Origin of the sequence: Nocardia wallacei, from assembly GCF_029868745.1 — a bacterium.
Classification (GTDB): domain Bacteria; phylum Actinomycetota; class Actinomycetes; order Mycobacteriales; family Mycobacteriaceae; genus Nocardia; species Nocardia wallacei_B.
In genome coordinates this window covers 1-12,745 of record NZ_JARWOP010000359.1, presented here as the reverse complement: position 1 = coordinate 12,745, position 12,745 = coordinate 1, and the positions used below count along the sequence as shown (strand labels likewise).

At 69.1% G+C, this 12,745-nt stretch carries 15 protein-coding genes; 8 read left to right on the top strand and 7 right to left on the bottom strand.

Annotation, left to right across the window (positions count from 1 at the left end; genetic code table 11):
• The first annotated feature begins 482 nt into the window (after window positions 1-482).
• Window positions 483-806, top strand: coding sequence for a WhiB family transcriptional regulator (locus QH470_RS33655; RefSeq protein ID WP_024800988.1), 324 nt, complete (start codon window positions 483-485; stop codon window positions 804-806).
• Window positions 807-891: 85 nt separating this feature from the next.
• Here the strand turns inward: QH470_RS33655 and bagB are convergent, their stop codons facing one another.
• Window positions 892-2,055, bottom strand: coding sequence for an ATPase BagB (bagB, locus tag QH470_RS33650; RefSeq protein ID WP_280276419.1), 1,164 nt, complete (start codon window positions 2,053-2,055; stop codon window positions 892-894).
• Window positions 2,055-3,086, bottom strand: coding sequence for an ATPase BagA (bagA, locus tag QH470_RS33645; protein ID WP_280276423.1), 1,032 nt, complete (start codon window positions 3,084-3,086; stop codon window positions 2,055-2,057). Before bagA ends, bagB begins: the two co-directional genes overlap by 1 nt.
• 105 nt (window positions 3,087-3,191) lie before the next feature.
• Between bagA and sp36 the strand changes: the two genes are divergently transcribed.
• The 3 genes from sp36 to QH470_RS33630 all read left to right on the top strand — a co-directional run bounded on the left by sp36 (window position 3,192) and on the right by QH470_RS33630 (window position 4,668).
• A complete protein-coding gene (gene sp36 / locus QH470_RS33640) occupies window positions 3,192-3,356 on the top strand; it encodes a Sp36 family protein (protein ID WP_280276418.1) in 165 nt (54 codons plus the stop codon).
• On the top strand, window positions 3,356-3,811 hold the full coding sequence (locus tag QH470_RS33635) for a RidA family protein (RefSeq protein ID WP_280276417.1): 456 nt from the start codon (window positions 3,356-3,358) through the stop codon (window positions 3,809-3,811). The genes sp36 and QH470_RS33635 overlap by 1 nt, the downstream gene beginning before the upstream one ends.
• A 65-nt stretch (window positions 3,812-3,876) precedes the next feature.
• Window positions 3,877-4,668: an MBL fold metallo-hydrolase gene (locus tag QH470_RS33630; protein ID WP_280276416.1), complete on the top strand. Its 792-nt coding sequence runs from the start codon at window positions 3,877-3,879 to the stop codon at window positions 4,666-4,668.
• Here the strand turns inward: QH470_RS33630 and QH470_RS33625 are convergent.
• Both QH470_RS33625 and QH470_RS33620 read right to left on the bottom strand, forming a co-directional pair.
• Window positions 4,665-5,339, bottom strand: coding sequence for a Crp/Fnr family transcriptional regulator (locus QH470_RS33625; RefSeq protein ID WP_011206875.1), 675 nt, complete (start codon window positions 5,337-5,339; stop codon window positions 4,665-4,667). The genes QH470_RS33630 and QH470_RS33625 overlap by 4 nt on opposite strands.
• Before the next feature lie 187 nt (window positions 5,340-5,526).
• A complete protein-coding gene (locus QH470_RS33620) occupies window positions 5,527-5,769 on the bottom strand; it encodes a hypothetical protein (protein WP_280276415.1) in 243 nt (80 codons plus the stop codon).
• Between the two features lie 247 nt (window positions 5,770-6,016).
• Between QH470_RS33620 and nth the strand changes: the two genes are divergently transcribed.
• The 4 genes from nth (at window position 6,017) to QH470_RS33600 (ending at window position 9,598) form a co-directional block, all read left to right on the top strand.
• Window positions 6,017-6,697, top strand: a complete 681-nt coding sequence (gene nth, locus QH470_RS33615) for an endonuclease III (protein ID WP_280276422.1) — start codon at window positions 6,017-6,019, stop codon at window positions 6,695-6,697.
• A gap of 5 nt (window positions 6,698-6,702) precedes the next feature.
• Complete coding sequence (locus QH470_RS33610; protein ID WP_280276421.1) at window positions 6,703-7,329, top strand: TlpA family protein disulfide reductase; 627 nt, start codon at window positions 6,703-6,705, stop codon at window positions 7,327-7,329.
• Window positions 7,330-7,673: 344 nt separating this feature from the next.
• On the top strand, window positions 7,674-8,408 hold the full coding sequence (locus QH470_RS33605) for an NUDIX hydrolase (protein ID WP_280276420.1): 735 nt from the start codon (window positions 7,674-7,676) through the stop codon (window positions 8,406-8,408).
• Window positions 8,405-9,598 (top strand): MarP family serine protease, encoded by a 1,194-nt coding sequence (locus QH470_RS33600; protein ID WP_280276414.1) that lies wholly within the window; start codon window positions 8,405-8,407, stop codon window positions 9,596-9,598. Before QH470_RS33605 ends, QH470_RS33600 begins: the two co-directional genes overlap by 4 nt.
• A gap of 127 nt (window positions 9,599-9,725) precedes the next feature.
• On the opposite strand, the gene QH470_RS33595 is transcribed toward QH470_RS33600, so the two are convergent.
• The 3 genes from QH470_RS33595 to nhaA are packed head-to-tail and all read right to left on the bottom strand — an operon-like array spanning window position 9,726 to window position 12,469.
• The gene (locus QH470_RS33595; RefSeq protein WP_280276413.1) at window positions 9,726-10,673 is read right to left on the bottom strand and encodes an alpha/beta fold hydrolase; all 948 of its coding nucleotides are present in this window, start codon (window positions 10,671-10,673) and stop codon (window positions 9,726-9,728) included.
• A gap of 24 nt (window positions 10,674-10,697) precedes the next feature.
• Window positions 10,698-11,216 carry a phage holin family protein gene (locus QH470_RS33590; RefSeq protein WP_425302830.1) on the bottom strand — a complete coding sequence of 173 codons (519 nt, stop codon included), beginning with the start codon at window positions 11,214-11,216 and terminating at the stop codon, window positions 10,698-10,700.
• A 38-nt stretch (window positions 11,217-11,254) separates the two neighbouring features.
• Complete coding sequence (gene nhaA / locus QH470_RS33585; protein ID WP_280276411.1) at window positions 11,255-12,469, bottom strand: Na+/H+ antiporter NhaA; 1,215 nt, start codon at window positions 12,467-12,469, stop codon at window positions 11,255-11,257.
• Window positions 12,470-12,745 lie beyond the last annotated feature (276 nt).

Sequence of the window (12,745 nt, the reverse complement as noted above, 5' to 3'; positions counted from 1 at the left end):
CGGGGGGCGGGTTTGGTGCCGGCGTTTGTGTGGGTGTGTGGGGGGGGGCTTTCGGCGCTTTTGGTTCTTGTTCCTCTTAACCAAAAACCCGTAGACGCGCCGAAAACCGTGGGGGTTACGTGAGGGGGCGGGGTTACGTGAGGGGGTGGTGGGCTTCGTCGTTTGGGGAGCGGGGGGTGGTGTCAGGGGTATAGACGCTGGGGAGGGGGCGGCGCGTCTTTAGGGGGTGGGGGTGGGCGTGTCGCGGTGAATGGGCAGACTGCCCGGTTCTTTGTCGCAATTGCAGGGACGGGCGTACCAAAAAATCTGGGGACGGTCTTGCGCAGGCGCCATACCTTTACCTAGATTGAGAACCCAGTGTGATAGAGCTAACACTCAAAGTGGAATGTGGTGCGGGACGCAGTGGGGTTGGGTTGCTGCGCTCCGCACGCGATTCTGGAGCGCCGTTGACCCGGTGTTCGGACTGCAAAGGGGCACACCAAATGCACATGACTACCCCCATCGCTCGATTGGACGTGGAGCAGGCCGAAGCGAGAATCGCCTGGGTTTCCCAGGCCCGATGCAAGGAAGTAGACCCCGACCAGTTGTTCGTGCGTGGCGCGGCGCAGCGCAAGGCGGCGACGATCTGCCGGCACTGTCCGGTGCTGATGGAGTGCGGGGCCGACGCCCTGGACAATCGAGTGGAGTTCGGTGTGTGGGGTGGGATGACCGAGCGGCAGCGGCGTGCGCTGCTCAAGCAACATCCGGAGGTGACGTCCTGGGCGGAGTTCTTCCGGGCCCAGCGGCAGCAGAAAGTGGCAATGTAGTCCCCACGGTGATTCGGTCCGAGCCCGCGAGTGCGGGCTCGAACCGTTTCCGTCCCAGGATCGTCGGTCGCGGTCGGCCGAGATGTCAGGCCGCCGCACCCGGATCGGTCAGCTGATCGCCTACGGCGCGCAGCGCATCCAGGTCCGACACCTCGAACGGCAGCGCGGTGACGGCGACGATCGGCACCCGCGGGTGCGCGCCGGTGAACCGGTGCAGCAGATGCTGCTCGCGCTTGGCGGTGGTCGCCCGGTGCGCGTGGATGCGCAGCACGTCCGCGGCCAGCGCGGCCGGATCGCTGTCGGCCCGATCGTCCGCGTCCGGGTCGGCGGCCAGGCGGTCGGCGGCGGCCAGGGCCGTCTCCGCCGACAGCGAGCTGTGCACCGGGTGGGTGCGGTTGAGCACCAGCCCGGCCAGCGGCATGTGATCGGTGGACAGCCGGTCGACGAAGAACGAGGCCTCTCGTAGGGCGTCCGGTTCCGCGGCGGCCACGACGAGGAAGTGTGTGCCGGGGCGGGACAGCATCTCGTAGGTGCGGTTGGCCCGGTCCTGGAAGCCGCCGAACATCGACTCCAGCGACTGCAGGAACAGCGACGCGTCCTTGAGCATCTGGCCGCCGACCACGGTCGACACACCTCGGACCGCCAGGCTCATCGCGCCCGTGACGAACCGGCCCACACCGCGACCGGGCGCCATGATGACGCGAATCATCCTGCCGTTGAGGAAGTTCCCGAGCCGCTTCGGCGCGTCCAGGAAATCCAGGGCGTTGCGCGAAGGCGGGGTGTCCACGACGATCAGATCCCACTTCTTCTTGCCGGCGAGCTGGCCCAGCTTCTCCATCGCCATGTACTCCTGCGTCCCGCCGAAGGAGGAGGCCACGGTCTGATAGAAGGGGTTGGCGAAGATCTGCTCGGCCTTCTCGGGGCTGGTGTGCTCGAGCACCATCTCGTCGAAGGTGCGGCGCATGTTCAGCATCATCGCGTGCAGCTCGCCCGTCGCCTCCGCGCCCAATTCGACGCGCTGCGGGACATTGCCCAGATCGCTCACCCCCAGCGACTGCGCCAGGCGGCGGGCCGGGTCGATGGTCAGCACCACCACTTTTCGGCCGCGCTCGGCCGCCCGCAGCGCGATCGCCGCGGCCGTGGTGGTCTTGCCGACACCGCCGGAGCCGCAGCACACCACCACGCGCGTGGACCGGTCGTCGATGATGCCCGCGATATCCAGCGGTGTGACCGTACCGGGCAGACTCATCACCGGACCCCTTGTGCGCTCAGATGTTCGGCGAGTTCGTACAGCCCGCCCAGATCCATTCCGTCCGGCAGGCCCGGGAGGTACAACCGGCTGAAATCGACCTTCGCCAGTTCGGAGGAGCTGTCGTCCTGCGCCCGCAGCGTGGCCGAATGCTCGACGGCCTCCCGGAGCAGGCCCTGGAAGTCGGTGTCGGAGAGCGTGATTCCGGCCTCGGTCAGCCCGGCGCGCAGGGCGTCGGCATCGATGTCGCCGGCGGCGATCCGCGCGCGCACCGACGCGGGCAGATACCCCTCGGTCGCGCGATTCACGATCACGGTGCCGACGCGGAATTCCGACTCGGTCAGTTCGGCGACGGCGTCGGCGGTCTCCTGCACGGGCAGCGCCTCGAGCAGGGTGACCAGGTGCACGACGGTCTGGTCGGAATGCAGCAGCTTGGAGACGCCCTCGGCCTGCGCGGCGATCGGCCCGCCCTTCGCCACCTCCGCCATCGCCTTGGTGACGTCCAGGAAGCTGGCGATGCGGCCGGTCGGGGGCGCGTCGATGACGATCTCGTCGTAGACGGGACGGCCCGGCGCCTTACCCGACTTGTCGGTGCGGACCGCGCATTCCTTGATCTTGCCGGTCAGTATCACGTCGCGCAGGCCCGGCGCGATCGTCGTGACGAACTCGATGGCGCCCATCCGCCGCATGGCCCGGCCCGCGAAGCCGAGGTTGTAGAACATGTCGAGGTACTCGAGGAAGGCGTGCTCGATGTCGAGCGCCAGCGCCATCACCTCGCCGCCGCCGTCGGCCGTCGCGATCTTCGTCTCGGTCGGCGGCAGCGGCGGCAGATCGAACAGCTGCGCGATCGATTGCCGTCCCTCCACCTCCACCAGCAGCACTCGCCGGCCACCGGCCGCGAGCGCCAGCGCCAGCGCCGCGGATACCGTGGATTTCCCCGTACCACCCTTGCCGGAGACATAGTGCAGACGAGCCTTGTCCGCGCGCTCCGGCCACCCTAATTTCAGCCCCGGTTCCGTCGAAACGGGCACCGCAGTCGGTACTCCCACGTCCGCGAGCCTATAGCGCGCCCCGAAACCGCTGCTACAGGATCCACCCGCTGTCTGGTACACCACATCACCAATAAGCTCTCCCCCATGAGTGATGTGACCGTGTGGGAATACGCGACCGTGCCGCTGCTGACGCATGCGACCAAGCAGATTCTGGATCAGTGGGGCGCCGACGGCTGGGAGCTGGTCACGGTGCTGCCCGGCCCGACCGGCGAGCAGCACGTCGCCTACCTGAAGCGAGCCAAGAGCTGATGGGATGGCGGGAGAACCTCGACCGGCTCGGCCTGGAACTGCCCGGTGTGGCCGCACCGGCGGGCGCCTACATTCCGGCGTTGCGCACCGGCTCGTACGTCTATACCTCGGGCCAGCTGCCGTTCATCGGCGGTGAGCTGTCGGTGTCCGGCAAGGTCGGCGCCGAGGTGAGCCTGGAGCAGGGCAAGGAGGCGGCCAAGTGGTGCGCGTTGAACGCGCTGGCGGCCGTGCACGATCTGGTCGGCCTCGATGCGGTGGTGCGGATCGTGAAGGTCGTGGGCTTCGTGGCCTCGGCGCCGGGCTTCAACAACCAGCCGCTGGTGATCAACGGCGCCTCGGAACTGCTGGGCGAGGTATTCGGTGAGGCGGGTGTGCACGCTCGTTCCGCGGTCGGCGTGTTCGAACTGCCGAGGAACACCCCCGTGGAGGTGGAGCTGATCGCCGAGGTGCGTTAGGTCGTAAGCTGCGATAAGTATCTGGCAGCGGAAGTTCGTTGCAGCACAGGGCGTTAGGACAGCACATGACCCGCACCCACCCCGCGTACGAACAGTTGCGACCGGTGACGCCGACCGCCTCGGTGCTGCTGGCGAACAACCCCAACAAGATGACCTTGCAGGGCACCAACACCTGGATTCTGCGTGCCCCGGGCCGGTCCGACTGTGTCGTGATCGATCCGGGGCCCAAGAATCGGGCGCACAGTGACGCCATCGCACGGGAGACCGACGGGAAGATCGCGCTGACGCTGATCACCCACCACCATCACGATCACACCGGCGGCATCGAGCGCCTGGTGAAACTGACCGGCACCGCCGTGCGGGCACACGACTCCCGGTTCTTGCGGGAGTCCGACACACCGCTGACGGACGGCGAGGTGATCGAGGCGGCCGGGTTGCGGCTGACCGTGCTCGCCACCCCGGGCCACACCGAGGATTCGGTCTCGTTCCTGCTCGACGACGCCGTGCTGACCGGCGACACCGTACTCGGCAGCGGCACCACGGTGCTGGAATCGCGGGACGGCGCGCTCGGCGACTACCTGGCCTCGCTCGACCGGCTCGCCGAGGTGGCGTCCGGCCGGGCCCTGCTACCGGCGCACGGCCCGGACCACGCCGAGGCGAGGCCGGTCATCGACTACTACATCCGGCATCGCCGGGAACGCCTGGAGCAGGTGCGGCAGGCCCTCGCCGAACTCGGGCCCGATGCCAAACCCCTGCAGATCGTCGCCAAGGTCTATGCCGACGTCGACAAGCGCCTGTGGCCGGCGGCGCGCAGTTCGGTCAAGGCGCAGCTCGCCTATCTGCGCGGCCGGGACTAGCGGGCCCGGCGGGCCAGCCGCTCCGAGTCCGAGATCAGCACGCTCTTACCCTCGAGCCGCAGCCAGCCGCGGTGCGCGAAGTCGGCGAGGGCCTTGTTCACGGTCTCGCGAGAGGCGCCCACCAGCTGGGCGATCTCCTCCTGGGTGAGGTCGTGGGTCACGCGCAGCGCGCCGGCCTCCTGCGTGCCGAACCGCTGCGCCAGCTGCAGCAGCGCCTTCGCCACCCGACCGGGGACGTCGGTGAAGATCAGGTCGGCCAGGTTGTTGTTGGTGCGGCGCAGACGGCGCGCCAGCACTCGCAGCAACTGCTCGGCGATCTCCGGACGCTGGTCGATCCACGACTTCAGCGCGTCGCGGTCCATCGTCACGGCGCGGACCTCGGTGACCGTGGTGGCGGTCGAAGTGCGCGGGCCGGGATCGAAGATCGACAGCTCGCCGAACATGTCCGACGGGCCCATGATGGTCAGCAGGTTCTCCCGGCCGTCGGGGGAGCGACGACCGATCTTCACCTTGCCCGACGTGATGATATACAGCCGATCGCCCGGCTCACCTTCGTTGAAGATGACGTGGCCGCGCGGGAAGTCCACGGGCTGAAGCTGTTTGGCGAGGGCCGCCACCGCGGTGGGCTCGACGCCTTGGAAGATGCCTGCTCTGGCGAGGGCCTCGTCCACGAATGTGCTCCTTATGGGATTGGCTCTGTCCTGGACCGAAGCGCTTCGGCCGACAGTGCAGTCTACTTTGCGTTCGCGCAGCGTAGTGACAGACACCACGTAACGAACGGTCTGTGAAACGCACGCGGCGCCGGATTGGTTCCCGGATCCACCGCGTGAACGGTGCGCAGGAGGGAGTGGCGCGGCCTCAGCTGGCCTGCGCGACATCCAGTTCTTCGCCACGGGCGCGTCGGCGACCGGAATGGGCCGCGGCGGCGGGCACACCGAGCTTGGCAAGCTCGTTGACCTCTGCGTTGCTGGCTCGATCCAGGTACTGCTGGACCTCTTCTTCCGGTTCGAGCAGTTTGCGGAGCCGGTTTTCGACGCGTTCCATGAACAGCGCGAACAGCATCAGCAGTACCGGGAAGAGCACTACAGCAAGTCCTTGCATAACCGTGAGTAAACACGGAATAGGTCTCAGATGGAACACGGCGGGTCTTCACGGGCGTACTCGCGTCGGTGGGCTTCCGTATGGTGGACCCGTGCGTGAACCCCGAACCACCGCGCCCGCGCCCGCCCTCGATCCGGATGCCGCGGCCGCCGACGGCAAGCCGGTCCGCGGCAAGAAGCCTGGTGGCTCGCAGGCACGCAGGTTCGCGAAGGAGACCCGGGTGGGTCTGGTGCGCCGGGCCCGCCGGATGAATCGGACGCTCGCGGTGGCGTTTCCGAACGCACACTGTGAGTTGGATTTCACCACCCCGCTCGAACTGGCAGTCGCCACGATCCTCTCCGCGCAGTGCACCGACGTCCGGGTGAACCAGACGACGCCCGCCCTGTTCGCCCGGTATCCCGATGCCCGTGCCTACGCCGAGGCCGACCGCGTGGAGCTGGAGGAGTACATCCGCCCGACGGGCTTCTACCGCAACAAGACCACGTCGCTGATCGGGCTGGGACAGGCGCTGACCGAACGGTACGAGGGCGTGCTACCGCACACGCTCGAGGAGCTGGTGCGCCTGCCCGGGATCGGCCGCAAGACCGCGAATGTCATCCTGGGCAACGCTTTCGACGTTCCCGGGATCACCGTGGACACCCACTTCGGTCGGCTGGTGCGGCGCTGGGGCTGGACCACCGAGGAAGATCCGGTGAAGGTCGAGCACATCGTCGGCGAGCTGATCGAGCGCAAGGAATGGACGATGCTCTCGCACCGGGTGATCTTCCACGGTCGCCGGGTCTGCCACGCGCGCAAACCGGCCTGTGGCGCCTGTGTCCTGGCCAACGACTGCCCGGCCTTCGGCGCCGGACCGACCGATCCCGCGACCGCCGCCGCACTGATCAAGGGCCCCGAGGCAGAGCACCTGCTGGAACTGGTGGGCCGGTGAGATCGATACCGGCGGCGTGGCGCTGGGCGCTGGTGCTGCTGATCGCGGTCGTCGCGCTGGCCGTGGCGCTGTGGCCCCGCGAGCATCGGGTCCTCCGCGCGAATACCGCTACCGCGGTGCGCGGCGGTCCCGCGGCGGCGTCCGACGGTCAGCGTGCCGACGCGGCGCTCGCCGAGTGCCCGGCGCAGTCGACGCCTGCCCCCGCGGCGGGTCCGCTGGCGGGAATCACGGTCGCGTGCTTGCGGGACGGGCGGCCGCTCGATCTGGGCGCTGCCCTGGCCGGTCGGCCCGCGCTGGTGAATCTGTGGGCGTACTGGTGCGAGCCGTGCGCCCGGGAGCTTCCCGCCTTGCGGCAGTACGCCGCCCGGCCCGACGCGCTCACCGTCGTGACGGTGCACAGCGACCCCGACGAGGCCAAGGCGCTGGCTCGATTGCGGGACCTCGATGTCCACCTGCCGGGTGTGCAGGACGGCGACGGCCGGGTCCGCGCGGCGGTCGGCGCGCCCGCGGTCCTGCCCGTGTCGGTCCTGGTTCGGTCCGACGGCTCGATCGCGAAAGTGGTTGTCCGCCCGTTCGACACCGCGGACGACATCGCCGCCACCGTCGCCGGTGAACTGCGAGTCGGCGCGTGACCGAGCCGCGGTTCCCGGGTGCGCGAGTGGCCGGGATGTCCGGGCCGGGCAAGGCCGCGACGGCGGTGACGATCCACCATGAGCGGACCGGCGGCGTCGTCGGCGCGCGGAACTACTCGGTTCGCGCGGGCGCGGCCGGTCGTGATCGAATCGGTGCGTCGGACGCTCACCCGCCGCGCCGTCGCGTCGACGACCGTGCCGGGCGAGTCCCGGCCCGGCGGATTACTGTCCGAGCGGCGCGACGTACCGGTGTGGCGGGCGGCTCGGGTGTGCCCCGCGGCCGCCGCGAGGACAGGATGAGGATCGGGGTGGGAGGAGGCAGTGTGCACGACCGCGAAGGCGAGATGCCCGGCGCGAGACCGGAATTGGTGACCGACGCGATTCCGGCCTGGTTGCGCGGTGTGGTCGAGCGCAAGCCCGCCGACCCGACGGGGGTCAACCAGGTGTTGAACCGGACCGCCCGGCGTTTGGTGTCGGCGGCCGTGCGACCGCGGTCGGCGGCGGTGCTGGTGCTGTTCGGCGGCGCCCCCGAACCCGATGCGCAGGCCCCGGGCGGGTTACCCGCCGACGCCGACGTGCTGCTCACCCAGCGCGCGGCGACGCTGCGCGAGCACAGCGGCCAGGTGGCCTTCCCCGGCGGCGGCGTCGAGCCCGGGGACGACGGCCCGATCGCCACCGCGCTGCGCGAGGCCCGCGAGGAGACCGGCGTGGACCCGGCCGGTGTGGACCCGATCGCGGTGCTACCCCCTATTTTCGTGCCGCCCTCGCGATTCGACGTGACGCCGGTGGTCGCCTACTGGCGCACACCCGGCGAGGTCGGCGTGGTCAGCGAGGCGGAGGCGACGCGGGTGACCCGGGTGCCGATCTCGGAGCTGATCGACCCCGCGAACCGGTTCGTCGTGCGGCATCCGCTGGGGTACATGGGTCCGGCGTTCGCCGTCGACGGCATGCTGGTCTGGGGTTTCACCGCCGGTGTGCTGGCCGGTCTGCTGGCTGTTTCGGGATGGGAGCGGGAATGGGATTACCACGATGTGCGTGATCTGCAGGCCTCGCTCGCGGCAGTGGGGATGACGTTATGAGTTCGTCGGCCTGGCTCGACATCGCGGTCGTGATCATCGCGCTGCTCGCCGCCTCCTCGGGGTGGCGGCAGGGCGCGGTCGCGTCCGCCCTGGCCTTCCTCGGCGTGGTGCTGGGCGCGGTGGCCGGCATCCTGATCGCGCCGCACATCCTGGTCCACATCAGCGAGGGCCGAAAACGCGTGCTGGTCGGCGTGGTGCTGATCGTGGCGCTGGTGATCATCGGCGAGGTGGCCGGGATGGTGCTCGGCCGCGCGGCGCGCAGCGGGATGCGGCATCCGTTCACGCGCAGCGTCGACAGCGTGGTGGGCGCCGCGTTGCAGACGGTGGCCGTGCTGGTGACCGCCTGGCTGCTGGCGCTGCCGCTGGCGTCGTCCTCGCAGCCCGCCATCGCGGCCGCGGTGAACGGCTCGCGCGTGCTCTCCGACGTGAACGAGGTGGCGCCGAACTGGTTGCGCCGCTTGCCCAACGAGTTCTCCCAGCTGCTCAACACCTCCGGCCTGCCGGATGTGATCGGCCCGTTCGGCCGCGCGCCGATCGCCGCGGTCGAGCCGCCGGACCCGAGCGTGCTGGACAGCCCCGTCGCGCTGGATCTGCAGCACAGTGTGCTGCGCATCCGTGGTGTCGCGCCGAGTTGCCAGCGCGCGCTGGAGGGTTCGGGTTTCGTGATCGCTCCCGAGCGCGTCATGACGAACGCGCACGTGGTCGCCGGTACCAACACCGTGCAGGTCGACACCGCGCGCGGCGCGCTGGACGCGACCGTGGTGCTGTTCGACCCGTCCAAGGACGTGGCCGTGCTCGCCGTGCCGGGGCTCAACGCGCCGGCGATCCCGCCGGCCCCGGAGCCGGGCGCCTCCGGCCAGAGTTCCATCGTGCTCGGCTATCCCGGCGGCGGTCCGTACACCGCGAGCGCCGCCCGGGTGCGCGAGACCCTGGAGCTGACCGGGCCTGACATCTACAAGACCGGCACCGTGGAGCGTGAGGTCTACACCGTGCGCGGCCGGGTGCGGGCGGGCAATTCCGGTGGGCCCCTGGTGGATACGAAGGGTCAGGTGCTGGGCCTGGTCTTCGGCGCCGCCGTGGTCGACGAGGACACGGGTTACGCGTTGACCCTCAACGAGGTTCGCGACGCACTGAATTCGGCCGAATCATCGAGCGCGCAGGTCCCGACCGGTGAGTGCGTGCTGAGTTAGGCGGTGCCGGTCTCCGGTGCGGAGACCGGCAGCAGGCCGCGCTCGCCGAACACCTTCTTCGCGACGAAGGTGGCGTTGAGCACCGTAGAACCTGGAGCCGACTCCGAGTCAACTGCGGCGTCGAGGCTCAGCCCAGTAGTTTCGCCAGCTCCGCCGTGACCGCGTCCGGGCTCTCCTGGTGCGCGTAGTGGCCTGCGTCCGGAATCTCGACCACCCGGCGATCGGGCGCGAGAGGGTGTTCGCGGCGCAGCGTCGAATCGAGGATGTACCGGTCGGAGCCGCCGTGCAGCGACAGCACCGGCACCCGGATCGGTTCCCGCATGGTCGCCATGAAACGGGCGCCGTCCGGACGCCATTGGCTGCGGAAGGCCCAGCGCTGATATTCCAGCGCGCAGTGCGCGGCGCCGGAGATGCGGATCGCCTGCCGCATCCGGCGGGCGGTGTCCACGAATTCCGCGGTGCCCGCCCAGCGCGAGCCCGCCCGCTGCCGCAGCAGTCGCTCGACCTCGTACCCGTCGTTGACCGTCAGCAGCCGTTCGCCGTAGCGGGGCGGCTGATAACGCAGGAAGTTCGGTAGCCACGCCGCGCGCTGATGCCGATCGCGCAGCACCGCCTGCTTCAACGCGACCGGATGCGGCGAACCGACCAGCGCGATGGAGCGCACCAGCCGAGGATGCAGCACCGCGGTCGCCCAGCACACCAGGCCGCCCTCGGCGTGCCCGACCAGCGTCGCCTCGCTGTGCCCGAGCGCCCGGATCAGTCCGGCCACGTCACCGGCCAGCGTCCAGCCGTCGTAGCCGCGCGGTGGTTTGTCGGAATCGCCGTAGCCGCGCAGATCGACCGCGACCACCCGGTAGTCCTGCTCGGCGAGCCCGGTCAGCTGATGCCGCCACGACCACCAGAAGTCGCCGAAACCGTGCAGCAGCACCACGAGCGGCGGATCCGCCGCGGCGGCCTGCCGCGGTGACTCCGCCTCGACGACGTGGAACCGAATGCCGTTGGCATGCACGTCCTTATGGGCCCACGGTCCGTCGTAGCGGACGCTGGACGGATCCGGGCTCGGGTTAGACGACACGCCGATACAGCGTAGTCGCCGGGACTACCTGCCCGGCCGATCGGTCGAGGTGGCGCCGTCGAGCGCCGGGTGCTCGGCGTGCGAGCCGAGGCCGTGCGGCAGCACCGTGCGGGTCTCCTTGAGCGACTCGATGGTCTTCTCCGGCGCACGCAATTTGCGCACCTTCCGATAACCGAGGAAACCGAACAGCGCGACCGCGACCACCATCAGGGCGAACACGATCAGGAACGACGCCCACCGATACAGCCAGACATCGAGTAGTTCGGCGAGGAAGAAGAAAAAGAAGAACGAGGAGAACAGCAGGATGGTCAGCGCCACGATGAAATACACGCTGCCCTGCAGGCCCTTGCGAATCTCGCCGGTCACCTCGGCCTTGGCCAGCGCCACCTCGGCGCGGACCAGGGTCGACATCTGCTCGGCGGCATCGCGTACCAGATCACCGATGCTGGCATTCTTCGTCGTATCGACCTCGGACAGCGGAATAGCGGTGATGCTCCGGTTGCGGCCCCCGTCGTTACCGTTACCGCCGTTTGTGAAGCTCAATGCTCGACCCTTCTCCATGTCCCCGGTGCTGTCCGGCTCTACTCGTGTGCTGCGGCCACGTGGGCGTGCCGTCGCGCCTGATGAGCGCGGCCTCGTCGCAACAGTAGCGCCGAACCGATCAGGGAAGCCGCCATTGACGTCAGCAACACGGCTGCTTTCGCCAGTTCGGCGGCGGCGACATCATTCGCCAACGCAAGTTCTGCCACCAAGAGGCTAACGGTGAAGCCGATCGCTCCCAGTACCGACAGGGCGAACATGTCGCGGTTGCCGAGACCGGCGGGGCGTTCGGCGATGCCGAGGCGGATCGCGACCCAGCTCGTGCCGAACAGTCCGAGGGTCTTGCCGACCAGCAGGCCGACCATGATCGCCAAGGCCAGCCGCTCGGTGAACAGTTCGCCGAACACCGCGGCCGACAGCGGGACACCGGAGGCGAACAGCGCGAACAGCGGCACGCACACCCCCGCGGAGATCGGCTGGAACAGATGCTCGAGCCGGGTCGCGGGCGCCTCGTCCTCGTCGGCGTCGGGCCGCACCCGGGTCAGTAGTCCGCACAGCACACCGGCCAGGGTGGGGTGAATTCCCGCCTCGTGCAACGCATACCAGGCCACCAGCGCCAGCGGCACGTAGATCAACGGCGACCGCAGCCGCCGGTGCTGGGCCAGCGCCCACGCGAGGAAGCAGGCCGCCGCGGCGAGCAGCCAGCCGATCGCGATCGACGTGGTGAACAGGATCGCGATCAGGACGATGGCGATGAGATCGTCGACGACCGCCAGGCTCAGCAGGAACACCCGCGCGGTGGCGGGAATCCGGGAGCCGGTCAGTGCGAGCACCGCCAGCGCGAAGGCGATGTCGGTGGCGACCGGAATCGCCCATCCGCGTTCCATGCCCTCGACGCCGAACCCGATGCCCGCGGCGATCACCGCGGGCAGGATCACACCCCCGACGGCGGCGATGACCGGCAGAGCGGCCCGCTTGCGATCCGCGAGTTCGCCGACCACCAATTCACGCTTGAGTTCCAGGCCCGCGACGAAGAAGAACACCGCGAGGAGCCCGTCCTCGACCCATTCCGCGACGGTCAGATCCAAATGCAGTGGCGCGATCGGGAGTTCGGTATCGGAGAAGGCGAAGTAACTCTCGCTCCACGGCGAATTCGCCCACAGCAGCGCGATTGCCGCGGCCGTCAACAGCAGCGCGCCACCGACGGTCTCGGTACGGAGAAAGCGGGCGAGTTCGGAGCGGAGCGCAACGATCACGGGGCGCCTTTCGGTCGACGAGACAACACGCCGACCAGACTTCCCGGCACTCCTTACGACATTCTAACGGGTCCGCCCGGTTTGTTTTACGGCGTATCGGAAGGTGCGGGTGCTGTTGTCTGTCAGTTCGACTTCTGTTGGCGGATGGCGTGGAAGACGTTGGGGTCGACGAGGGTGGAGGTGTCGCCGGGTTCGCGGCCTTCGGCGATGTCGCGGAGGAGGCGGCGCATGATTTTGCCGGAGCGGGTTTTGGGGAGTTCGGGGACGATGTGGATT

What these genes read in the sequence shown, in the direction of transcription:
- QH470_RS33655 (WP_024800988.1), top strand. Translation starts at nt 483, where the DNA reads ATGCACATGACTACCCCCATCGCTCGATTGGACGTGGAGCAGGCCGAA.
- bagB (WP_280276419.1), bottom strand. Translation starts at nt 2,055, where the DNA reads ATGAGTCTGCCCGGTACGGTCACACCGCTGGATATCGCGGGCATCATC.
- sp36 (WP_280276418.1), top strand. Translation starts at nt 3,192, where the DNA reads ATGAGTGATGTGACCGTGTGGGAATACGCGACCGTGCCGCTGCTGACG.
- QH470_RS33635 (WP_280276417.1), top strand. Translation starts at nt 3,356, where the DNA reads ATGGGATGGCGGGAGAACCTCGACCGGCTCGGCCTGGAACTGCCCGGT.
- QH470_RS33630 (WP_280276416.1), top strand. Translation starts at nt 3,877, where the DNA reads ATGACCCGCACCCACCCCGCGTACGAACAGTTGCGACCGGTGACGCCG.
- QH470_RS33620 (WP_280276415.1), bottom strand. Translation starts at nt 5,769, where the DNA reads ATGCAAGGACTTGCTGTAGTGCTCTTCCCGGTACTGCTGATGCTGTTC.
- nth (WP_280276422.1), top strand. Translation starts at nt 6,017, where the DNA reads ATGAATCGGACGCTCGCGGTGGCGTTTCCGAACGCACACTGTGAGTTG.
- QH470_RS33605 (WP_280276420.1), top strand. Translation starts at nt 7,674, where the DNA reads ATGCCCGGCGCGAGACCGGAATTGGTGACCGACGCGATTCCGGCCTGG.
- QH470_RS33600 (WP_280276414.1), top strand. Translation starts at nt 8,405, where the DNA reads ATGAGTTCGTCGGCCTGGCTCGACATCGCGGTCGTGATCATCGCGCTG.